The sequence below is a fragment of the Legionella resiliens genome, from assembly GCF_021344005.1.
Lineage (GTDB): Bacteria > Pseudomonadota > Gammaproteobacteria > Legionellales > Legionellaceae > Legionella > Legionella resiliens.
Window position 1 is genome coordinate 145,165 of sequence record NZ_JAJTND010000004.1, and the last position, 23,838, is coordinate 169,002.

A 23,838-nucleotide genomic window follows, 5' to 3' on the forward strand; every position below is an offset into this window, starting at 1 on the left:
TAAATCTGATCAATAATCAAAAATGAGACTATAGAATACTTTTGGTTAAAAAAGAATTCAGATGCTGTTCCATGACATACAGTGTGGCGACTAAGAGGCTCATTAAAACAGCCGGGTGTAACACCAACGGGGTCAGGCCTTGAATCTTGAATTTAAGGATAGAGTAAACCTCAGGGGTCAGGTCTTGCCTTTTGCCTTTTTTATATAAATAGGCGAAAGGCAAGACCTGACCCCTATGTGTGAGATTGTACTTCGGCTCTTTAATCTCCTTTTGAGTGTCAAATCAAGGACTTAGTCTAAACTAAGTGGATTAATGTGCCCCCTTAATTGGTGTAGAGCCAATTTATCTTCGCGTTCGGGGTGAGTTAAAGTTATTAAAAATTGCCCTACAGTCTTGATTTAAATATTTTATTCCAACTCATACACGAAGGTTTTTTGAGAAAGCGTATGCCAGTAAGATTGTTAGGCATAGGAATCAAATTGAAGCAAGAAAAGATCTATGAGGGCATTCAACTGCCTTTATTTGAATTAAACTTAGTTCAAAAGCGATAAACAACCCTAACATAAGGCATCAATATTTATGACTGAAGAAATCAAAATTCCAAATCTAAATGAAATTCGCGAAGCCAGAACGCTTCTTGGTGATAAAATTTTGCTCACTCCTGTATGGGAATGGAAGGGACAAGAAAAAGATAATCTTTTTGGAAAGAATACTGAATTATTTCTCAAGCTTGAAACACTCCAATACGGTGGGTGTTTTAAACTTCGTGGCGCCTTATTAAATATGATGGCTCTAAAGATCAGTGAATTAAAAAACGGAGTTACTGCTATAAGTGCTGGTAATCATGCAATTGCAGTCGCATACGCTGCAAAACAATTAGGTATCAGTGCGAAAGTGGTTATTCCAAAAACGGCTAACAAATTTCGAGTTCAACGTTGTCAATCCTATGGTGCCGAGATAATTTATTGTGACACCATTAATGAAGGCTTTAACCGGGTTCAAGAAATTGCAAAGCAGGAATCTCGAGCCTTTATTCATCCTTTTGAGGGTTATCATACTGCATTGGGCACTGCTACCCTAGGTTTAGAGTTTGCAGAACAAACTAAAGGATTAGATGCTGTTGTTGTCGCTATAGGAGGCGGTGGCTTATGTGCAGGGGTTGCAAATGCATTTAAGCAAGCTCAACCATCTTGTAAAGTCTATGGAGTTGAGCCCGAAGGCGCAGATACAATGAATCGAAGTTTCATAGCGAATAAGCCAATGGCCATTAATAAAATTCAAACCATCGCAGACAGCCTTGGCGCCCCTAAAGCGGAACCATATAGTTTCCATTTATGTAAACTGAATGTCGATAAATTAGTAACGGTTTGTGATCATGAACTTATTACTGCAATGAAATTAATTGCAGAAGAACTCAAAATGATGGTTGAGCCGGCTTGTGCAGCCGGCATTGCAGCATATCTTGGCCCTTTAAAAAATGAGCTTCATGGAAAAAGGGTGGGGATTATTTTTTGTGGGAGTAATATTGATATCAGTACCTTTTGTGGTCATTGTAATTAGTAAAACAATATTACCAATACATGAAGCAGCCTTGATAAGAGCCTCTTTAAGAGGCTCAGTAAGAATGTAAACCTCAGGGGGCAGGTCTTTCCTTTGCCCTAAAGGGAAAAAGGAAAGACCTGACCCCTTTGTCTGACCCATTGTCTATTCAGTTGTTCTACTCAAATCGACTAATTATATTGACATATATATGTATTTAAAGTTTTATATGTGAACAATATGTGGGGATAATTTGGGATCTTTGCGTTTCATTCAAATTAAAGTGAGGAAGATATGTTATGGCCGGTGGTAAGAAAATTGAATCTCCAAAAAACAATAAAATATTCGATTCTCAAAAATATCAGGAATTGCTACGTACTGGTGGAACATTCTCAATAAGTGAGGAGTATCCTAATATTGATATTGGATACATAGGTAGCAAGAAAATAGGCAATGGTTTTGGCACTGCTGTGATGCGTCATGTTGCTGAACAAATAATTGAAAATGATGGAACAATCACTCTTCAAGCAGTTTGGTCTTCCCATATTTTCCATCTTTACATGGGAATGATACCCATTGATCGCGAAGTAAACTATCTAAAAGTCACCTATGGTATGGATAGCCAGAGCTGCCTGGAGAAGTTTCGAGATTACCCTGAGGATGAATTATCACCAAGTATTATCAATAAACTTATCTTCATCTTCAGAATGGAAAAACAAATCGCTGAGGATCAGATACTGACATTACAAGATATCTCTAATGACGATAACCGCTCTTTTCTCCTAAAACTACTTGATAAAAAAGGCTCATATTTAATCCATGAATTTATTCCTAACCTATTGTATATATTTGAGACAAATATCACTCAGAAGTTTCCCAGTACTAGTTCTATGAGATCCGTCAATATGCAATTATCCAATGAGGGTAAATTACGATGGGCAAATGCAATCAATGAGCAAATTGATTTTGAACCTTTCCGCGATTTTGCTCAGCTCTTGCCTTATATGACAGAGGAGCAAAAAAAACAATTGCATTCTATTTTAGAACGTCGTGCTGAACATTTTGGTAAACAGAAAGAAACTACAAATGCTGAAATAACTTTACAGACAAATCCAGAGAAACAATTAGCTAAATCATCAGAGTCTGCTCATATCGCTCTCTCTTTGTTTCCACCTGGACCTAATGAGAGACAAGCAACTAATAATACTGTGATACAGCCAAAAATTTAGTTAAATTGTGATTGAACATATATAGGGTCAGGCCTTGAGTTTTGAATTTTATGGTTTTTATTGGCTCATAGGTGCAATGCAAAATTCAAGGCCTGACCCTACATGCGCTCATTAGTACAAGTACATTAGCAATTTGTTTCACCATAAAATCTTACCTATTCAATTGGCTATACACATTTGCTAAGTCTGGCGGTAATTCATATTGTACTGGTTCTGATTTTAGCCATTTATTACTGAAAAAACTTAAATTGGATTTTACAAATTCATAAGCGTTTGATACTGCACTTTTACTGATGTCATAAATTCTTGCGGGGTTGGTGAGTTGTATCATACTATCAATAAAAATCGCATGAAAAATCGCCTGCGCATCCGGCTTCTTATTTTCTCTTAATAAGCGTTCCAGGCTGTTTTGAGCGGAATTGATAAACAGAATATAAAATACTCCTAAACCAATAGATGAAAAACTTTCATCGAGTAAATTAACAATTAGAGACATTGTATTAGTAGTTACCAAGAGCCCGGCTATATATCTAGTTAGTTGCACGTACACCGCATTTTGGAATGCAATTTTAATTCTGCTACTCTCAATTTCAGATATAAGTCTGTAGGTATTAAATAGAAATAATAAGTCATGCTCTTCTTTTAGCGAATTACTGATTATTTCATTAAGTGTTTGATTATAGGTTGCCATATTATCACGCCTAAAGAAGACATCCAAAATTCTTAGTCGCGGAGCAGGGTGCCTCAAAAAATTTGCCTTATATTCGCTTATAAATTGACGATTAGGCAAAAGTCTATGGGCTGGAGCAGTTCGGTTTTCATTAGTTCCATGATCAATAAAAGTCAATAGTTCCTGGATGTTCGTTTCAGATGGATTATTGGTTATGTTCTCTTTGAAACTTCTTAATTGCCAATTGAATTTGTTTTCTGTATCTATCTTGGCAAGAACATCATTATCATCAATAAGGGTATTATTATCATTACTTTTCAGCAACTTGCTTACTAAATCTTCATTAGTAACATTTTCGTGAGAGACTGAGATTTTACTTGATAATTTAAGTGCATAATAATGGCCTTTTCGCCTTGATAAAGGGCAAGAAGAAAGCTTTCTCAGAGTTTCCTCATCTCCGATATAGAAGTAGATGTCTTTTTGCTTTTCATTCTGTTTAGGAACTTTAATTAGAAGAGCGTTTTCTTTAGTAAGTGGTTCGAATGATATTGGGCATTTATTAGTGTATGGCATAGATTATTTCTTCTTATTAAAGTTTTCCGGATTTTTAGTTAATCTCTTTACTCGAAGTCTCTCTATCTCTATAGTTATCGTGTGAAGCAGTCATTAGAGGAAATTTTAAATCCTTCCTTATTACAATGATTAATTGTAGTAATACTGCTGTTGTGTAATAGTAGATTCCTCTTCTTCATCGCTGTAATACGATTGGATTTCTGTAGGCTGGTTATGTCTATCCTTTTCTTTGTAATAAGCTCTTTCCAGCAAACGAAATTGCTCACGTTCAACTTCTAATCTTGTTTGATCGCTTCTCTGAGACTCTCTATGGCGTTCATTATTTTTGTCGTTTTTTGTAGAAGCATATAAAGTCATCTGACCCAGCATAGTTTGAGTGCTATCTGGACAAGTCCCTGCTTCTTGTTGCAATTCAAATTTAGCTTCTAGAAACAATTCCTTCCATGCTACCAGGGCTTCTTTCATAAGAGGTATGCGATTGATAGCGTCTAATTTTGATAGGCTACTGATAATTTCAGTGGCTTTTAGATGTGACAGAGAGCCTAACTCCCAAATTCCAGCACGCAAAGCTGTATCATGGCTTAAGGCTAAAAGATACAAGAGATCAACTCCATTATACTTGTTTAACGAAGTTAACTTATGATGTGCTATGAAATCTATAAAATCTTGCCCTAAGTGTATGTCTTTTCTTGTCGTTAAAAGAGAAAACTTGTATTGCGAAGAAAAAATAATAGGGGCAACAGCCTGATAATGAGCACTTTTTTCTGCTGATTTTACATCTAGGGGGAATGAATGAGATGTCAATTCATCAATGGAATTTGTCACATGGATCTGGGCATTTTTTTTATAGAAAAAAGGCATTTGTTTTCCTTTTTAAAAAGTTAGAGTGAAATTTAGATAAGTACTTATTTGCCTATATGGTAATCTATAGCCAGATAGAACTTAAATAGAACATTTGTATATAGGTTATATAATATTTTTATATTCTTAATGCATGATCTATGAAAGCACACGCGGTTTTTCAAAAGGTTTCAGCACGTGTAGTGATAAGAATTCCTATTTTTCTCAGCAAGCGTAGGTCGGGCCAAACAATTCTTTTTCCTAAGCAACTTGTTAATTTAATCATCAAAATAATTAAATTATTAATAAAACCATAATCTTTTTGAATTATAATTATGCAAAGTGAGTAATTGCATATCAAAAATGACTGCCGGCATCTTTAATACCATAAAACAATGTTTAAATAATTTCTGCGATAACTATTTGAAAACTCCTATTGATGGGTATATTTATGTGCCATTTATGGAAAATGAAATTTCCGAAAAAATGAGAAAAGATATCCAAACATTTAGAGATAATAGTGCAAGCAGATTTAAGAATAAAAATTTTGTAATTTTATATCACAACACCTGTGATCTAGCTAATCTAGCTCCTAACACAAAAATTTATGTGCTGGGACACGGAATTGATTGTTATCCCGATAGAAAATTATCATCAACCTTAGACAATCCCAATTTACCCTATGAGGAATTAAAACATCTCCCCTTTCATGATTGGGCCTATACCGTTTCGGGAGGTAAAAAAGCAATTACAATAGATGAAATTTCCAAACGTATGATAGCTGACGGATTAACTAAAACAGATTCCATTACTATTAAATTGTGGTTTTGTGATCCAAGCAATAAAGCCTATATTATTGCAAGACGATTTGTAGAGGGTTTTGCTAATTATTCAAATTCTCTAAGGGTTGATTATTATGAAAACAAAATTTTATATTCACCAACGATACGAGATGGTGAAATGCATAAATGGGCTAGAGATGAAAAAACGGGCCAAGTAGTAAGAGCAAGCTCAATAAGGGCATCTTTATTTTCTAAGAATCACTCTGATGAAAATGAAACAAATATGCAAGCGTGTAATGAGCAAGTGGAAGAAACAAGATATATTGTTTAAAAGATAGAGTCTGTTTTTGATTCTTTAATCGGTGGCTATACTTCTTGGCAATTTCAAACTACTTCAATTTCAACAGGGGCAATGCCTTTTATACCGAGCTTTTTAGCGGAAGCAAAGGATAAATCAATTATCCTGTTCGATAAAAAAGGTCCTCGATCAGTAATTCGAACCAAAATCGTACGGCCATTATTCAGGTTTTTAACCCGTACTCGTGTAGCAAATGGAAGTGTTGGATGAGCTGCTGTCATCGCATACATGTTGTAGCGCTTTCCGGTCGATGTTTTTTGAGCTTTTCATGTGGGGGTAAGCGGAATTAATATTAACAATATGGCGTAAAAAGAGATTTTCTACACCGCCTTGATTTCGAAAATTAAAAGAAAATTATTCAACAAGCCAAGCTTGAAGTAAATACTCATGGTGAAAATACGGATTTAATTGTCCGGCTCAATGAGAACAAGGAAATTTCCATTGAATCCACAACGAGAAAAACTCATGTTAAAAATAATACGCTACAAGAGGAAGACGATAATGATATAGTCGCAAGTGCTTTAGCTTCTTTGCGTAGCCGTTCTCCATAGCATAGTATTACCTACCTAAAGATAGAGTATCAAATGAACATCTAAAAAATTAAATCTTATCTGCTAAATCATCCTATGGGTTCATTTCTGTTTGCTCTTGGAGGTAATACCCAAATACATGAAACAAAAGTGAGGTTAATCTACCTTTTTGCCAGTAGGTTTCACACTGATTTTTGCCGGAGTAAGGTTGTTGGTGATACGGGAGACCGTTCTATCTACTCGTCGCTGAAGCATGATTTCAACCATTACTGTTTCATTCGGATGAAGAATTTTGTTAATGTCAGCGAGCGAGGAATGAAAATCGAGTAGCTTGTAATAGGCAAGTGCCTGGTCACTTGACTCAGGGTATGCTTTAATACGGAATCCCAGGTTACCCTGCATTTTTGGGGTATTAATCCCGGACTCCATGATATCGTAGTCAAGAAAATAAGTCAGTTTTCCCCGATCATGTTGGTTACGCTGACGGTCTGCGAAGAAACCTGTAGGAAGCGCATACTCGCTATATTGAGGTCCAGCAGTTAGATAAAGATCATAATCTTCAAGATGATTGCCCCGGTCATCAATCAGCCGGAATATAATCATAGAGTAGCGATTGGTGATGTACTCGCGTTTATGTATAAGCGTCTGCACACGTTCTATATGCTCATTTTTCTGGGTTTCTTGGGTAAGCTTATCCAGATCTTTGGTCAATTGACTATAGGAGTCACGATTTTTTACTTGAAGACATCGCAAGACCCATATAGCCGTAGGATGAGTAGCGGCATTGGCCATAGTCACACTGCGGATAATTCCCATTTTTTTACCGGAATGCGAACACCCAGGCAGAACCCCAAATGCCAATTGCTTTGTCCGGGTCATTTTGGAGACAACCAGATTTTCACCATTATTTCCCTCCTGATGTAACTTTAATAGACTGTAATTCATATTTGCAGCAGCTACACGTACAATTCCATCAGACCCGGCTTCTCCCGTGTAGGAGTTAAGTGCATCATAAAGTTGGCGATCAATTTTCTGGCCCGTAAGGACAAACGCATAGATACCATTAGCAGTACAATCGTAATCAAGCCAACTTTCATTAAGTTGCCAGCTCATATTGCTTCCAAGCTCAAGCCAATCAAGCACATGCTGTCCTGGTTCAATACCTTCAAAAAAACTTTTTATACGACCTAGCCGGGATTTACCCAGTTGAGCAAGCGCAGAACCGTGGTTGGGGGGAGCCAACATGATAAGATGACTCAATGGACATTTTGCAAGATTATTCTTAAAGTATAAATCCATCCATTTACGGACAACTGGGCCTCCGGTAGAGTGAGTAATACAAGCAAAACGCTCTCCGTTGCGCAGTTTATCAGCAATTTCATCACGCACTGCATGATTAAATGCACGTGCTATATCGTCGACTGTTACTGTATCGTCAAAGCTGATATAGCGTCCAAGATAGATATTACCCACTTGAATAGTCAGCTTTCCAACTTTGCTCTGACTTTCAAGCCATTGAGGAAGCTCTCCATAAGTATTGGTATGTGTGACACTCCAGCCATGGACGAAGATAACAATCATAACTTTCCTTAACTAATTGACATTACATGGGGTATTGTTGAATAAACCGGATGATATTGCATTATTTTACAATAATATAGGGTTGACCCCATTGATTAATTATTTGAAAAATTAATCAGGAGAGCAAGAGAAAAATCGCATCTACACATGTTTAATTTCAACGAAAAATCTAGTAGGGTTCAATATTGTTAGCGAACTTAATCTTCAATATAATACGATGCTTCGATGATCATCCATCAGCAATGCAGTTCTTTCTCGAGACAGGAGTTTTATGCCATGTTTAGCAAAGCTTTATTAACATCTACATACAAAAATGGAAAACCTGGGCAACGTACTGATGCGCATGAAAGAGCAGAGCACCACCGTTTTAAAACAGAATATCTGTTTAAAAATCCTAAAATCCCCAAAGATTTGTACGTCTCACGATTGATCCAACACTTTTTTATTATTAAAGCAATAGAAACGCAATTACAGAGCTTATCAGGAACTAATAAAGCAGAAATTAATGCATTTTTTTCTTTATCTTATCTTCAACAATTATGGCGTACCTCAGCTATAGAAGAGGATTTGCGACAATTAGGGGTTGAACCTGAAACAATTCAGGAGCACATGAAAGCCAGAACAACCCAAAGTTACCTAGAAAAAATAGAAACATTAAAGCCCAAAGCATTACTTGCCCATTTTTTACTTCATGTTGCCGGTTTTATGCATGGTGGAAATATTATTCAATCAAAATATATTAATCCCAGCAATCGTTTGACTTCTTATAAAATACCAGCAAACCAATATGATTTTTTCCCTGCAGCCTCGTTTCTATCTACGGAGAATCCAATAGCTCTTTATGGAGATATGATGAAGCAAGTGGATAAAATAACTCTGGATGAGGATGAATATAGAGATATTTTTGAGCAATGTACGGGTATTTATGCAACAATGGCAAGTATCTATGATGACTTATGTGATATGCATTCTCTCCACCCAAATCGATTTGTTTCCTCCCTTGCGTTACTCACCGTGAGCATGGTAGCTATTGCATTTATTTTCAAACTAATGACGGATTACTTGAGTCCTAGTCAATCATTTACCCCTACTTAAGACGCATGAAACAATTTAAGGATTCTGGTCTGGGTGATTGTGGCGACAAAGATCAATTGGGGCAGACTCGATTGATTTTACATTCTACCCAATAATTGGGCTGGGGAGGTTCGGGGGAGTTTAAAGAGAAGTCCTGGTTGCGAGCAACCAGGCTTGCTTATCACATTTAGTGCTGTTCAAAGTCTATTTTTATGCATTTGAATCTAAAAATTCTTCCAGGGCTGATTGCGACCTGTTTCCCATAAAATTGTTTTTCATATTATTTTTAAAAGTGATAGGAACGCCTCTAATAGCAGTACCACAAACATTTTCAAATTTATCATTTACCATTTGATAGAAAATCCAATCCTTGTATTTTTCTTTATCAGAAACTTGCCCATAAATTGGCAAAAAAGCCTTGCAATGTGAGCACCATGATGCGTGAACTAATAAGACCGTTTTAGGCATTGCTAAAGCGGGGCAATCTCTGTTAGTAAATGGTCTTAGAGTTGCAAAAGACAGGGTAGGAATCAGCGTTATTAGGGCTATAGCTAAACATTTTGTTACATTCTGCATTTGTTTCTTACTCTGGGTTGATTTCGAGAAGAAATGATAAAGTATATGATAATTCAAATCAATTATAAGGGAATAGCTCAATGAGAGGGTAGGTAGCCACGTCGAAAATAATATTTAAAAGTCTCATTACCCGGAAAGCAGACAGAGATAAAAAGTCGTTTAATTAAGGGGCAAAGACAACGAGAAAAATATTATCTTAAAGATTTAATAATTTACAAATATAAGCCAGCGTAAATATATGGGGTTATGTCTTGAATTTTACATTACGACTTGATCAATGGGGAAGAGTCCGTGATGCTAGATTTTCTTTCGCCTGATAAGTTTTGACTTTTCCCTGTCCCGGGATAATTTTAGAATTAATATTATGTCATTTAAATCAGTCCTCAAATACCATAATACCCTTTTAATTAATGTATCGCGATAAGTTATCTTTTTAAAACAGAGAGTATATAGAGGTAAATGGGGATATCTTTCTGATTAAAATTCAAATATAGTTTCCAACTACTAGAAAATAATATAGGGATATTATCTATGAGATGGGCTATTTCATATACTGGTATTTTATCTGCTTCAATGTTTGTAGCTTTTAGTTCATTCGCCTCGAATATCCATCCAAATAATCCTTCAAATTCCCATGCGAAGGTGATTTATGGTTTATCTAATACACAACACGTTAAAGAAGGTGCGAATGGTCCATTTTACGTTCAAGCCGCTACATTTAAAGATATAAAAAATGCCAGTCTCTATAAACAGCAATTACGAAAAAAATTCCATCAACCAGTAACTGTTAAAGCAACGAGCAAATACTATGTTGTAATCATCGGTCCGCTGAATTCAGTCGCCGAGGTTAGGGCATTGAGTAGCTCCTCGCATGTACCTTTAAACACAATGGCTCATGAGCCTAATAGAACAGTGCATGTATCAAAAGATAAACCTAAAATTAACACTAAAGTCATTATTGGTGATAAAGATGGTGTAGAACCAACTGCCCCTAACCATATAGATATTATAGGCGCTCTTGGGTTTGCAAGTTTAAGTGCAAGTGATGGTTACTTAGGGGTGACCAGCAGTGAAACCGACAGGCTTGTACAAACCAATAATAATCAGTGGGATACATTCGCTGCGCAATTAGGGGTTGGCTATGTTTATCATTTGCGCCATTACAACCCCTTTTCCGACCATGTTCAATGGTTTACCGCTATAGAGCCTGAACTAAACGGATATTACCTCGGTCAAAGCAGCATTAAAGGAGATGTTTGGCGTTTTAGTGATCCTGCTTTTAATGAGATGACCTTTAACATGCCAATAAGAAGTTATCGTCTGATGGTTGATGGGGCCTTAACTGTTGTTTCTAAGAGACAATATTCACTTTACGCCAAGGGCGGTATAGGTAATGCCTGGAATCGTGTAGGCTATCGTGATGCGGATCGTAGCAGTATCCCTTGTGCGGATCAATTTTTAGATCTCAATTCCAATACACGTTCAAGTTTCGCTTGGGAAGTTGGTGGTGGGTTTTTCTATGCGTTCAATAACCGTTTTGCTCTTTCTATAGAGTACTTGTATGCGGATTTGGGCAGTGTGGAAACACCTGGTACTGGATTTACAGGTACTATCACCGCACCTGTCTTAGTTCCAGCCAGTTTTAACCTGACCTCACAAGCAGCATTATTTGGATTGCATGTAGCAATATAACTACACCAGGAATTACAAGGAGATACATGATGTTTAAGAAAGCTCAGCATGGAGTGGTAATTTTAGGTTTATTACTGCCTTTAGCAACGCAAGCACTATCCTGTCGCGGTGTTTCTGAAGGTGGCACATCCCTTGCAAAATGTGACGCAACGTTTATAAATCCCCCCATTTTTGGAGATCTTTGCCAAAACGCAACCTTGACTGGCATTTATACCTTAAGAAACGATACGCCACGTGCTTTGAAGATAAATTATATTAGGATTCAAGATAATGATCCATTGCCTGCCGCTGCTACGGCCATTATTCCAACACCTACGAATGGCTGCGTCATCGGCAGTTTTTTAGCACCAGGTGCTACCTGCAACATTAGCTTGCAACTCCTGCCACTGGCTGCAGGTACTTTCAACCGAGTCCTCCAGGTTGGGATTGATACTCGCCAGGTTCAAATAGATGCTCCAGCGATTACTTCCCTGGTAAGCCTCTGTTCTACGCCAAGCCCTCTCCCTCCTCCAGATTTTATCCCCCCAGTCCCCGTACCCCCTGTCCCGGGTTTTCCTCCCACTGTCCCAGGAGCGCCGCCTCAGCCTCTCTTTAGTACTTCTATTCTTGGGGCATCAACAGTGACAAACACGGGACCAACGTTAGTGAATGGCAATTTAGATCTTACGCCCGGATCATCAGTCACTGGTTTCCCTCCTGGTGTTGTTATCAATGGAGCCATCAACATTAATAATGCTCATGCGACTGGTACAAAAATACAAGCCAGTGCTTATTTCACTGAGCTTAACGGATTGGCTTGTAACTTTAGTTTCGGTCCAGGTGATACGGTGATAACACAAACAATGCTCAATACGAACGGACCAGGCGTTTATTGTTTTGCATCAAGTGCTCAAATTGCCTCTAACCTAAATATTGCAGGTTTACTAGGACAATCCTACACGTTCAAGATAGGCTCTACTCTCACAACAGGTGTTGGTACAATCGTGACGACTAGTGGTGGGATTTTAAATGATAATATTAGCTGGGCAGTTGGCAGTTCAGCCGTTCTGGGGGTTGGTAGTACCTTTCATGGAATCATTGATGCACTTGCCAGCATCACCCTCAATAATGGTGCAATATTAAACGGAAGAGCTTGGGCACTAAATGGGGCTGTTACTCTCGATTCCAATCAAGTAAACCCTACTGGTCCATAATTACCCCAATTTCATTCACTAAGAAGATCTAATTATTAGATCTTCTTAGCTTATACAGTGTAGAAAATAATGATGACCTAATTTTAATCTGCGTGCGAAGACTCCGACCTAAACCAGTGACGGTAACACATCCCTTTTCATTCCCGCTGTTACTGCACACATCAGAATAGCTAAGCGTTTGCAGTGAATTCCAACTGATTTTTGAAGTTGTTTATATAATAATTGCTCGACACGCATTTTTTATTACCTATTAGATTTGGCGACAATAATTGGATCAAAGTACAAAATACGTGTCAATTGATTTTCAATAAATTCAAATAGTTATTGGGGGATATTACAGGTCTGACCCCATTGATTCTCTTATTTTTCAAGTAGAACAGCGTATCTTGATAAAGAGGGCATAAATTCCAATGTTATTTTAAGGGTTACAAGAATTGGAACAGAAATAATCGCACCCGCGAAGCCCCATAACCAACTCCAAATCAAAATGGTTAAGAAAATTAAAAGAGGATTTAATTTTAAACGTCTTCCTAGAAAAATAGGAGTTATGAGTTGGCCTTCTATTACGGTAATTAAAAAATATAAAACAGGCGGTGCAAAAATTTGCAGATAAGTATCAAATGTTATTAATGAAACAAATAAAATTATAATGATACCAATTAAATGGCCGAGATAAGGAACAAATGTGAGTATAGCCACCATGGCACCCCAAAGAGGAGCATTCGGCACGTTTAATAACCAAAATACTAAAGCCATTACTAATCCAAGGCAAAAACATATAATCGAAAAAGTGAATAAATATTTAGAAACTTCATTTTTAAGAGTGAGAATATATAGATTTTCTGGTGCCGATGATTTTTTTCGTTTGTAAATAAGTAGTTCTAGTTGTTGTATAAAAGACTTAAAATACATTAAATAGAAGAAAAGCAAAACCACAACGGTACCAATAGAAATAACTATATCAGTGGTTAAATTAAATAGAGAGGGTGCCAAACTGACGTTAGACGTTACAATCACATTCTTTTTTTGGTCTATACCGGCCATGGATTGAGCACTTTCAGCAGCTTTATTGATTTCCCCTAATGAACTTTTTACTGTTCTAAATTTACCCTCAATAATTTTGAAATTATCTGATGCATTGATGATCCAATTTGTAGCAGGTGGAATTATGAAAGTAATTCCTAATGAAATAATGCCGAGAATGCCGCTTAAAATAAATGCTGAAGCAATAACTTTAGGAATCCTAATTTTGACAAGCCATTCCATAAATGGACTAAGTAATAAATATAAAAGAAAAGATAACAATATAGGAAATAAAATATATTGAGAAATTGCAATAGTATATAAAAGAGCAATGGCTACTAATATTTTCAACTCTAAGGATGATTTCATATTTATCTTAATTTTATCTATTCCACTATTTAATTTATAATAATTTGTTTCAGTTCACTATCTAAATTTTATAATTCACAAAAGATTGTTGAAGGGTTTTCAACTCATCCATTTGAGGAAGCACAGCCGGATTGCTTGCAGCCAGGATTTCCAGCGGTGACACAGAATTTTCGAGGCTTTTTCGCCTTACTCGGATTTCCATAGGTATGCACGTGACAATATTCTAGCCAATAAGGGGGCGGAGAAGTTCAGGGGATAAGAATAGGCAGATTAAATAGAAGTCCTGGTTGCTTGCAACCAGGTTATGCTTGTTGCTATTACACTCTTACGATGTTTCAGCAGATCTTCCTGAACATGCTATGAGTGGAACATATATCTTAGGAAGGACATGGCAGCAGACCTTGCTTTATCTGTCTTAAACCTTGCGCCACTTTTTCTTTACTCAATGCGTAACAAAAACGTAACACATGTTTTCCTTTATCCGGATTTAGATAAAAAGCGCGTCCAGGAACCACTGCAACTTTTGCCCGCTCAAGTAATATGCGTGTCATGGCGGCATCATCTTTAAAACCCATGCGGGAAAAATCAGCCATAATATAGTAAGCTCCCTGAGGAACCGTCACCTCAAAACCAATGTCACGTAACTCACGAACAGTATGATCCCGTTTTTCCAAATAGCTTTGACACATCGTTTGATAATAATTTTCTGGTAATTTGAAAGCATCGATCGCCGCATGCTGTAACGGGGTCGCAGGACACACATACAATAAATCTTGAACCAAGGCCATTTTTGCAATTACATGTGCCGGACCACTGGCATAACCTAAACGCCATCCCGTCATATTATACGTTTTTGAACATCCTGAAATCGTGATGGTGCGATCTTTAAAATTTTTTAAACTAGCAAATGACACATGTTTATAGCCAGGATAAGTAATGTATTCATAAATTTCATCAGTGATCACTGCTAAATTATAGTGTTCTGCAATTTCGCCAATCGCTAATAATTCGTGCTCAGAAAAAACTTTGCCACAAGGATTACACGGTGTGCAAATGATAATCGCGCGGGTTTTAGGAGTTATCGCTTTTTTAAGATCATCGATTTGAATGCTAAGATCATGTAAATTAATAGGTACCGCTTTAACATTAACTTGATACAGCTCCAAAATATTTTTGTGGTAGCCATAAAACGGTTCAAACAAAATAACTTCATCACCTGGATTAAATAAAGACATCGTCGCACAAATAAAGGCGCCAGTAGATCCGTGGGTCACCAGAATTTCTGTTTCGGCATGAACCGGGATTTTATTAAAAGTTTGAATTTTATTGGCAATAGCATGGCGTAAATTGAATACCCCTTCACAAGCAGAATATACATTTTTCTCTTGTTCAATCGCACGTACAGCGGCCTGTTTGATTATCTCAGGTGTAGGTAAATCACAAATACCCTGACCTAAATTAATGCCGCCAATTTTTTCACACTCCGTGCTCGCCGCACGGATACCAGATTGACACAAGTTTTCACTCGCTTGACTTGTTTTCAGCATGTTGTTAGTTCCTCTTTGATTCTTTGTCCTGCATATAAGAAAAAATCTCCGCCTTGTACCGCTCACTACGCGCATCCGCAAAATTGCTTTTAAAAATAACAAGCGTAGCCTTGATGAAGCCCAGCGTAATCAAGGTTTTCATTCTCCGAAGTGCAGGCTATCAACATGCTTCAGTCTCAAGCTTGCCAATGTTCACCTATCCGGCCATTGTGCACATAATGATGAAATGAAGAATATGGCCAATCATGCAGCTCGTCAACTAAACCAGCAAATATTAACGAATAGATTTAAATAATAAACCTTGATTACGCTGGGCTTCATCAAGGCTACGCTTGTTCCCCATCTTTATTTTGCTTGGAATAATGAGAGTTGCAAGGATAAAATAAATTGCGAACTCAGTGGAGTGGGGATAGTTCATTTTTGTGTTTTGCACTCATCTACAATTTCTGGCAATATCCGGCTTCTGTTAAGGATTAAGGAAGATCGTGTCGTGTCGATAAATCTAAATTCCCACTGCTTTAGATTTTTGTTAGGAAGCTTATTGTTCTCTTTCTGTCAAATTATTGTGGCCGGAACTCCTAATGAAAAAGAAAAGAATATATCGCACTATGGCCATGCGATAGCGAGCCAAGAAGGCTTTGGCTTCATTTCAAATGATAACCAAAACAAATTATTTCTGCATGGGCTTTATCAATTTGACCAAGATGCCTTTTTCAATGTAAGGGGGTTAACCATAAATAATGGTGTTGAAAGTACCGATATGATTAACCAGGATAATGTGAATCGATTTTGGATGAGACGTGTACGCCCCATTTTTAATGGTACTTTTTTAAAATATAATGATTTCTATTTCATGCCGGATTTTGGTCAAGGTCAAACTCGCTTATTTGATGCCCTCATTGATTTGCATTATTTTGAAGTGTTCAGTTTAAGAGCTGGCAAACAAAAAAGCCTCTTAACAGGATTTGATCGATTGAGAGGGGCCGCTACGAACAATACAGTTGAACGTGGCTATGCAACGATGATGGCGCCAAGTAGAGAATATGGTTTCGTATTCTACGGAGCTGTGGGGCCAAAGCGAAAAACCAATCAATCTCCTTATAATTATAAGTACAATAAATTCAATGACTGGTTTTCTTATGAAGTTGGGGTATTAACAGGGTCTTTTGATAATACCAATCCCGGATTAAATCCTGTTACACCCACTACCTTTAATTCAGAGACAGCAACTTTAGCGAATAAAGTATTTGAACTTCGTTTGTTTACTAATCCATTTCTAAACGGTTCTTTGCCGCTTTTAAGAAATTTAGGATTTGGCATCGCTGGCAGTACAGAAGAGGTAAACAATCAAAGCAATCCACCAGCTCTAGTCTCTGTTGGCCAAAATCCAATTTTCTTTTATGAAACGGATGTACACGGCAATGGCCCAAGAAAAAGACTTCATCCTCAAGCTTTTTGGTTCCTGGGTCCTTTTGGCGTATTTGGGGAATGGACACAAACTCAGCAAACCCTGTCTAAAGGGCTTGTTTTCCCCAACGCTGATGATCTTCAATTCGTTGAAGTGACAAATCACGCGGCAGAAGTGCAAGTAGTTTATAATTTGACTCAAGAAGCCTTCACGCTCGGGTCGTTAAAACCTAATCGCAATTTCTCGCCTAGAGAGAGGGGAGCATGGGGCGCGTTTCAATTAGTCGCGAGGTGGTCACAATTAGCGCTGGACAATCGTATTTTTAATTCTTTTTCTGCCGAGGAAGAGCAAACTAATTACACCTTTTCTGATCCTAGGCTATCCGTACAAAGAGCGAACACCTGGGGAGTAGGGATTAATTGGTTTTTAAATAGAAATATGGTCATTATGACAGAATATGATCAAACTAATTTTGTTGGTGGTTGTTCAACAGGAGCATTAAATGCTCCTGAGACACCTGGATGCTTAACCGCTGGTGACTATGCAACCGCTTCGACAAGCAAAGTTAGGAACCGCCCCAATGAACGTGTGATTATGCAACGGTTTCAATTATCTTTCTAGAAATAGTACCTTGCCTAGCCTTGATGAAGCATAGCGTAACCAAAGTTTTCATTCTCCAGAGTGAAATGAAGGATATGGCAATCATGCAGCTCATCAACTAAACCAGCAAATATTAACTAATAGCCTGGCCGACAAAATGAGTAGGGTAGATGAGGTCATTTTGCCCTGAGGTAACGTCAGTTTTTTCATGAGAAACCTCCACTAATTTTTTCGTTTACGTACCGTGCTTATTTTTTTCGCCTACCTGCGCTTTATGCGCGGTATCCAGGGGATCTTGCTCTAGAAATGCTCAGCGGCATCTTAAAATATTGGTTCTGGATACCGCGCATAAAGCGCGGTACGTAGGGAAATTTAAGCAGTACGTAGGGAAATTTAAAATGAAAAACTGACGATCCCTCAGGTTTGTTGACCTAAGGTATCGTCAATTTTTTGATGAGAAACCTCCACTAATTTTTTCGTTTACGTACCGTGCTTATTTTTTTCGCCTACATACCGCACTTATTTCTTCGCCTACCTGCACTTTATGCGCGGTATCCAGGGGATGTTGCTATAGAAATGCTCAGCGGCATCTTAAAATATTGTTCTGGATACCGCGCATAAAGCGCGGTACGTAGAGAAATTTAAGCAGTACGTAGGGAAACTTAAGCGGTACGTAGGGAAATTTAAAATGAAAAACTGACGATCCCTCAGGTTTGTTGGCCTAAGGTATCGTCAATTTTTTGATGAGAAACCCACTAATTTTTTCGTCTACGTACCGTGCTTATTTTTTTCGCCTACATACCGCACTTATTTCTTCGCCTACCTGCCGCGCTTTATGCGCGGTATCCAGGGGATGTTGCTATAGAAATGCTCAGCGGCATCTTAAAATATCGTTCTGGATACCGCGCATAAAGCGCGGTACGTAGAGAAATTTAAGCAGTACGTAGGGAAATTTAAAATGAAAAACTGAAGATCCCTCAGGTTATTTTGCCCCAACCTATTATGCTATTAATGCACTTCACCACCGTATTTATAGCAAGCAGCGCCACGTGCAAGTTTACCTTGTTTGTATAATTTACTAAGTTTTTTATCACATCTTTTTTTCGCTTCAGCACAGGCATCCGATGCTTTTAAAGCCTTACCTGATTTTGTAACTTCAGCATATTTGCCATTCTCGTATTGTGCAATATATGTGCATTTTTTAAATACCTTAGCATTGGCATTTTCTGCAAACAAAGTCAGCATTAAGGAGGTAGCTAACATTATATTTAAAACCCGTACTATAGTTTTCATTCCTTGATCTCCCAAAAGTACACTCAACTATAGCTCGTTAGTCGAGCTAATATTTTGTAACTATAGCACCTCAATGTGCAGTGGTCTAATAAAACAGAATTTCTATAACACATAAGGGGGCAAGTCTTGAATTTTGCGTTACGACTTGTACATTAAAAATTTTTCTTATTGCTACTTTAGCAATTAAAATATTCGATAAAGACAAGGTATACAAATACCCCTCCCTTATCAAACATATCATTGAAACAAGCGTGAAACCTGCTCAAAACATAGAGTATGTAACAAGGGAGGCCGATCGACACGACTAAAGGCAGTACCTGCGTTTGCGCAAAATATGAATACTTCAATGGGTGTATTATAATAAGTCCATTGTCGCTATAATTTTGATTAATTCTAAACCAAAGCTTTAGAAGTCTGACGCCTTGGAAATAAATGCAACTGAATAAATCTCAAAATGCTATAGAGCTAACATCTCAACTTATTTAACGCTAGGAGATAACTTTGACTATCACCGAGAGCGCGATGGAACAACGCGTTCTAAAATTATCCATAGTGATGACTTCCTTTTTATCACTGATAGGTATCGTATGTGGCCTGCTATCGGGATCATTAGCTATCGTGTTTGATGGTATGTTTGACATGATTGATGCAGTCATGTCAGTTCTTGCGCTCTTGGTTACCCGACTTTTGACCAGTGAAGGTAATCGCCGATTTCAATATGGTTATTGGCATGTTGAACCAATGGTATTGGTTTTTAACGGCAGCATACTTATCTTGGTGTCAGCCTATGCTTTGATAAATGCCATTGGCAGTATATTGTCTGGCGGGAGAGAAATGAATTTTGACATGGCGCTAATTGTTGCTTCATTTATGTCCTTATTATCCATGGGTATGTATGGTTATGTGCGACATAAAAACTTAAAAATTAATTCTGAATTTTTAAGGCTTGATGCCCATAGTTGGCTCATGTCAGGATCGATTTCATTAGCCCTCTTAATTGCATTTGTCATTGCCCAATTAATGGAAGGGAGCAGATACCAACACCTTACTCCTTTTGTTGATCCTTTTGTGTTAGCAATTATGTCTACCTTTTTGTTTTTTGTACCGATGTCGACAGTACGTAATGCAATGAAAGATATTTTTCTCATAGCCCCATTTAGTCTTGATGAGAAAGTAAGACTATTTTTAGATGATCTCATCATACGATATGAATTTAAGACCTATTCAAGCTACGTAGCCAAAATTGGGCGGGCCCAGTTTATTGAAATTCATATTGTTGTCCCACCTGAATATAAAATTTCTACTATTGACTCATTGGATGTAATTCGTCACGAAATAGCTGTTGCTATGGGAGGAGAGAGCCCGCAACGCTGGTTAACCATAGTGTTTACTGCCAATGAAAGTTGGATTTAGGAAGTTGCCAAAGGGAATAGACCCTGGATATATAACATAGCAAGCGTAGCCTTGATGAAGCGCGGCATAATCAAGGTTTTCATTCTCCTAAATGCAAGCCATTAACATGCCTCAGTCTCAAGCTATCCAATGTTCACCTATCCGGCCATTGCGCATATAATGATGAAATGAAGAATATGGCCACTCATGCAGCTCGCAATCATGTATTACGACTCATACTGTGTATATGGGGCAGGTTTGAATATATTAATTTTAAAGGAAATTCACATGCGCCAGTTTTTGATTACAATTTTTATTTTTTTGTTGTCTCTTGCAGCATATTGTGCGCCTGTCTTCGAAATTATTCCTCTTGGAGTCTATGGTGGTTTGAAAGATGGAAATTTATCAGCTTATTTATTAAAGACTAATGAGAGCGAAAATTATACAGTTCTTGATGCGGGTACTCTGGTGCATGGGCTTGAAGTTGCAGTCGGTAGGCAACCAATGCGTAATAAAAATGTTGAGGATTTGCTGCAAAAACATATCCCGACTTACCTCATTTCCCATGCACATCTTGATCATCTTATGGGACTTGTGATGGCGCAACCTGAATTGCGAGAGCAGCAAACAATTATGGCGCGCGAAGAAACAATGCACGCATTGCAGAAAAATATTTTTAATTGGTCGGTTTGGGGGAATTTTGGCGATAGAGGGGAAATTCCGCACTTGAATTATCAGCATTATCAAACTATGCCATTACTACAGTGGGTTGCTATCCCTAATACTGATTTGCACGTAAAAGCGTTCCCTTTGAGTCATGGTGGCATGGCATCAAGTGCTTTTTTAATACGTTATAAGACGGAATATATCTTATATTTTGGTGATACTGGCGCTGACAGCATTGAAAAATCGACAAACATGGGGAATATTTGGAAAGAAATTGCACCACTTATAAGAAATAAGCAGCTTCATGCCATCATGCTGGAGTGTTCATTTTTAAATTCACAGCCAGGTGATAAATTATTTGGTCATTTAAAACCAAACTTATTTATGTTTGAGTTGCGACAATTGGCGTGGATTGTGGATCCTTTAGATTTAAGAAACTCACTACGGGGATTGCCAGTTGTTGTTACTCATATCAAGCCCAGATTAGTTGATCTTGCAAATTCCAGGAAAGATATACGAATGCAGGTTATCAACGAATTGTCTCAGGAAAATGATATTGGCGTAGAATTAATTAAACCTGAGCAAGGTATTATGTTCCGTTTATAATAGACGCTCACGACATCGGTTAAGAGTGCCGAACCAGTCTTAAGAAAGCATGTTGGGTCTGCGGCGGTGCCCCGGACCCCGTGGACAAGCCCCGGGTATAGGCAGAGACGTGATCAAGGGACAGTTGCTACCCCTGCACCTGCCCGGCAATGATGGATAGCTAAACTCCATGTTTAATTCCAACAACAATAATTTTTCTTCTATCCCTATAAGCTTGATCTGTAGCTAGAAGATCAAAGTGTTCGAGATAGGCCCGAAAAAATGGACTAAACTATTATTATGAAGGAAGTAATGATATTTTTATTTTGGTTTTCTATTTTATTTTTTTCGCCGTTTATAACGGCAGCGGATCCTCTTTATTCTGATCAGACTGTAAAACTACAAATTTATCTGGATAAAAACAATTTTAGTCCTGGAAAAATAGATGGGGTTAATGGACAGTTTACACGTTTTGTTTTTTCTTTATTAGATAAAATCTCCAAAGAGGAAAAGGCAAACCTAAAACATCCCATTAGTTCAATTAATCCTCTTTATACCGAATATAAAATTAAAGAATCGGATAAAAAATTTATTGGAAAAGTACCTAAAACACCGAAGCAGCAATCCCAAAAGAAATTTATTCCCTATGCCAGTTATGGAGAGTTTGTAGCCGAGCGGTTTCATAGTGATATACGTTTATTAAAAGCACTTAATCCAGGAAAAAATATAAATACTTTAAAAGCTGGCGATATACTTAAAGTCCCCAATGTTGACCCTTTTGTCATTGAAGAACTGAAACCAAAAATGTTTGCAAAGCAAAAACCAGAATTCGCAAAACGTGTGATAAAAATAAATACCAAACAACGGATTTTAAGTGTTTATGAGAACGAGGCTCTTTTGGCAGCATTCCCCATAACACCAGGGTCTACCGAGCTTCCAGCACCAAAAGGTGTATGGAAAATTGTAAAAATTACCTTTTTACCCTGGTTTAGATATGACGAAAAAATGTTAAAAAAAGGAAAAAGAAGCAAGTATTTTTTTAATATTCCACCAGGACCGAATAATCAAGTAGGAGTCGTTTGGATAAGTTTAAATAAATCAGGGATAGGTATCCATGGCACGGATAACCCAGAAACAATTGGACGTTCGACAAGTCATGGGTGTATTCGTTTGACGAATTGGGATGCGGTAAAATTAAGCAAATTAACAAGCCCCGGTGTTGAAGTCAAAATCGATGTGAATGAGTAGAGCGATATCTAACATTGCTCCTCTGGTCTTAAGGTAAGGATTTCATGTCCACTATCTGTTACTAAAATAGTATGTTCCCACTGTGCAGATAATTTGTGATCTTTTGTGACAACAGTCCAACCATCTCCTAAAGTTTTAACTTCTTTGCTACCCAAATTGAGCATTGGTTCAATAGTAAAAGTCATTCCTGCCCGTAATTGTAATCCTGTATTTGGTTTGCCAAAATGCATCACGTCAGGTTCTTCCCACATTGCTCTCCCAATTCCATGACCACCAAACTCTCGCACGACTGAATATCCATGTTGTTCTGCATGCTTTTGGATTATGCTGCCTATATCTCCGAGATGAGTCCCAGGACGCACTATCGAAATCGCTTTATATAGGCATTCTTGTGTCACTTCTACTAATTTTTTAGCAAAAGGCTTTACATTGCCAACCAGAAACATTTTGCTTGTATCCCCAATATAACCGTTTTTTTGTACTGTCACATCGATATTAATAATATCGCCATTTTTAAGTCTTTTATCGGAAGGGATGCCATGGCAAACCACATGATTTATGGACGTGCAAATGCATGCCGGAAACCCATAATGATTTAAAGTGGAGGGAATAGCTTGTAAATCTTCGAGAATATATTGACGACAAATTCGTTCAAGCTCATTGGTGCTTGCACCTTCAACCACGTAAGGTTCTATCATTTGCAGTACAGATGCAGCCAAATTACTGGCAATTCGCATTTTTTCTATTTCTTCAGCAGTCTTCACTAACATCGCGTATTTCACCTAATGATGCTTGGTTTATTAAAATTTTGAGAATTTCAGAATAAGTAATTGATGGGTTTTCTTCTGCCAGTTTCCCTATTCTAATCCAATATTCTGCCTGAGAATTAATTGAACGGCTCATTGCTCTTGCCATCAGTTTGGTTGCTTCGTGCAACTCGTCAGAAATTTTTACTATGCCCATATTTTCTCCAAAGCACAAAGAATATAGTGTTTTGTAATAAAATGCTATATTTTGAAATAAAATATATTTCGGGAGAGAGTAATATAATGTACCCCAAAATAAGGGA

General features: G+C 37.7%; 19 protein-coding genes and 2 pseudogenes. 11 read left to right on the plus strand and 10 right to left on the minus strand.

All coding sequences use genetic code 11. From position 1 onward, the window contains the following. Window positions 1-393: 393 nt before the first annotated feature. The 3 genes and pseudogenes from LXO92_RS06190 to LXO92_RS06200 form a co-directional block, all read left to right on the plus strand. A pseudogene (locus tag LXO92_RS06190) lies at window positions 394-552 on the plus strand (DNA polymerase IV); the annotation flags it as partial. Window positions 553-580: 28 nt separating this feature from the next. Continuing rightward, window positions 581-1,561, plus strand: a complete 981-nt coding sequence (locus LXO92_RS06195) for a threonine ammonia-lyase (RefSeq protein WP_232890614.1) — start codon at window positions 581-583, stop codon at window positions 1,559-1,561. 278 nt (window positions 1,562-1,839) lie between these two features. After that, entirely contained in the window at window positions 1,840-2,769 is a 930-nt protein-coding gene (locus LXO92_RS06200; RefSeq protein ID WP_232890615.1) for a hypothetical protein, read from the plus strand. 151 nt (window positions 2,770-2,920) lie between these two features. Here the strand turns inward: LXO92_RS06200 and LXO92_RS06205 are convergent, their stop codons facing one another. Further along, on the minus strand, window positions 2,921-4,012 hold the full coding sequence (locus tag LXO92_RS06205; protein WP_232890616.1) for a hypothetical protein: 1,092 nt from the start codon (window positions 4,010-4,012) through the stop codon (window positions 2,921-2,923). Window positions 4,013-4,141: 129 nt separating this feature from the next. Further along, window positions 4,142-4,873 carry a hypothetical protein gene (locus LXO92_RS06210; protein WP_182351809.1) on the minus strand — a complete coding sequence of 244 codons (732 nt, stop codon included), beginning with the start codon at window positions 4,871-4,873 and terminating at the stop codon, window positions 4,142-4,144. A gap of 342 nt (window positions 4,874-5,215) precedes the next feature. Here LXO92_RS06210 and LXO92_RS06215 point away from each other — a divergent pair, with 342 nt between their 5' ends. Then, entirely contained in the window at window positions 5,216-5,965 is a 750-nt protein-coding gene (locus LXO92_RS06215; protein ID WP_232890617.1) for a hypothetical protein, read from the plus strand. A gap of 53 nt (window positions 5,966-6,018) precedes the next feature. On the opposite strand, the pseudogene LXO92_RS06220 reads toward LXO92_RS06215, so the two are convergent. Continuing rightward, a pseudogene (locus LXO92_RS06220) lies at window positions 6,019-6,252 on the minus strand (septal ring lytic transglycosylase RlpA family protein); the annotation flags it as partial. A 426-nt stretch (window positions 6,253-6,678) separates the two neighbouring features. Further along, window positions 6,679-8,103 carry a phospholipase PlaB gene (gene plaB / locus LXO92_RS06225; protein ID WP_182351811.1) on the minus strand — a complete coding sequence of 475 codons (1,425 nt, stop codon included), beginning with the start codon at window positions 8,101-8,103 and terminating at the stop codon, window positions 6,679-6,681. Between the two features lie 276 nt (window positions 8,104-8,379). Between plaB and LXO92_RS06230 the strand changes: the two genes are divergently transcribed. After that, complete coding sequence (locus tag LXO92_RS06230; RefSeq protein WP_232890619.1) at window positions 8,380-9,198, plus strand: biliverdin-producing heme oxygenase; 819 nt, start codon at window positions 8,380-8,382, stop codon at window positions 9,196-9,198. 189 nt (window positions 9,199-9,387) lie between these two features. On the opposite strand, the gene LXO92_RS06235 is transcribed toward LXO92_RS06230, so the two are convergent. Then, window positions 9,388-9,753 (minus strand): thioredoxin family protein, encoded by a 366-nt coding sequence (locus LXO92_RS06235; protein WP_182351813.1) that lies wholly within the window; start codon window positions 9,751-9,753, stop codon window positions 9,388-9,390. A gap of 531 nt (window positions 9,754-10,284) precedes the next feature. Between LXO92_RS06235 and LXO92_RS06240 the strand changes: the two genes are divergently transcribed. Continuing rightward, complete coding sequence (locus tag LXO92_RS06240; protein WP_182351814.1) at window positions 10,285-11,445, plus strand: SPOR domain-containing protein; 1,161 nt, start codon at window positions 10,285-10,287, stop codon at window positions 11,443-11,445. A gap of 26 nt (window positions 11,446-11,471) precedes the next feature. Next, complete coding sequence (locus tag LXO92_RS06245; RefSeq protein ID WP_182351815.1) at window positions 11,472-12,638, plus strand: ice-binding family protein; 1,167 nt, start codon at window positions 11,472-11,474, stop codon at window positions 12,636-12,638. A gap of 360 nt (window positions 12,639-12,998) precedes the next feature. Here the strand turns inward: LXO92_RS06245 and LXO92_RS06250 are convergent, their stop codons facing one another. Then, complete coding sequence (locus tag LXO92_RS06250) at window positions 12,999-14,030, minus strand: AI-2E family transporter (RefSeq protein WP_182351816.1); 1,032 nt, start codon at window positions 14,028-14,030, stop codon at window positions 12,999-13,001. Window positions 14,031-14,407: 377 nt separating this feature from the next. Then, window positions 14,408-15,577, minus strand: coding sequence for a pyridoxal phosphate-dependent aminotransferase (locus tag LXO92_RS06255; RefSeq protein WP_232890620.1), 1,170 nt, complete (start codon window positions 15,575-15,577; stop codon window positions 14,408-14,410). 541 nt (window positions 15,578-16,118) lie between these two features. Here LXO92_RS06255 and LXO92_RS06260 point away from each other — a divergent pair. After that, entirely contained in the window at window positions 16,119-17,606 is a 1,488-nt protein-coding gene (locus LXO92_RS06260) for a porin (RefSeq protein ID WP_232890621.1), read from the plus strand. 987 nt (window positions 17,607-18,593) lie between these two features. On the opposite strand, the gene LXO92_RS06265 is transcribed toward LXO92_RS06260, so the two are convergent. Then, complete coding sequence (locus LXO92_RS06265; protein ID WP_182351819.1) at window positions 18,594-18,878, minus strand: hypothetical protein; 285 nt, start codon at window positions 18,876-18,878, stop codon at window positions 18,594-18,596. Window positions 18,879-19,379: 501 nt separating this feature from the next. Here LXO92_RS06265 and LXO92_RS06270 point away from each other — a divergent pair. The 3 genes from LXO92_RS06270 (at window position 19,380) to LXO92_RS06280 (ending at window position 22,769) form a co-directional block, all read left to right on the plus strand. Then, window positions 19,380-20,291, plus strand: coding sequence for a cation diffusion facilitator family transporter (locus LXO92_RS06270; RefSeq protein WP_182351820.1), 912 nt, complete (start codon window positions 19,380-19,382; stop codon window positions 20,289-20,291). Window positions 20,292-20,558: 267 nt separating this feature from the next. Beyond that, window positions 20,559-21,542, plus strand: a complete 984-nt coding sequence (locus tag LXO92_RS06275) for an MBL fold metallo-hydrolase (protein ID WP_232890622.1) — start codon at window positions 20,559-20,561, stop codon at window positions 21,540-21,542. Window positions 21,543-21,833: 291 nt separating this feature from the next. After that, entirely contained in the window at window positions 21,834-22,769 is a 936-nt protein-coding gene (locus tag LXO92_RS06280) for a L,D-transpeptidase (protein WP_232890623.1), read from the plus strand. An 8-nt stretch (window positions 22,770-22,777) separates the two neighbouring features. Here the strand turns inward: LXO92_RS06280 and map are convergent, their stop codons facing one another. Together map and LXO92_RS06290 are read right to left on the minus strand one after the other, a co-directional pair. Then, complete coding sequence (gene map / locus LXO92_RS06285; RefSeq protein WP_182351823.1) at window positions 22,778-23,539, minus strand: type I methionyl aminopeptidase; 762 nt, start codon at window positions 23,537-23,539, stop codon at window positions 22,778-22,780. Continuing rightward, a complete protein-coding gene (locus LXO92_RS06290) occupies window positions 23,520-23,732 on the minus strand; it encodes a ParD-like family protein (RefSeq protein WP_182351824.1) in 213 nt (70 codons plus the stop codon). Before LXO92_RS06290 ends, map begins: the two co-directional genes overlap by 20 nt. Window positions 23,733-23,838: the final 106 nt, after the last annotated feature.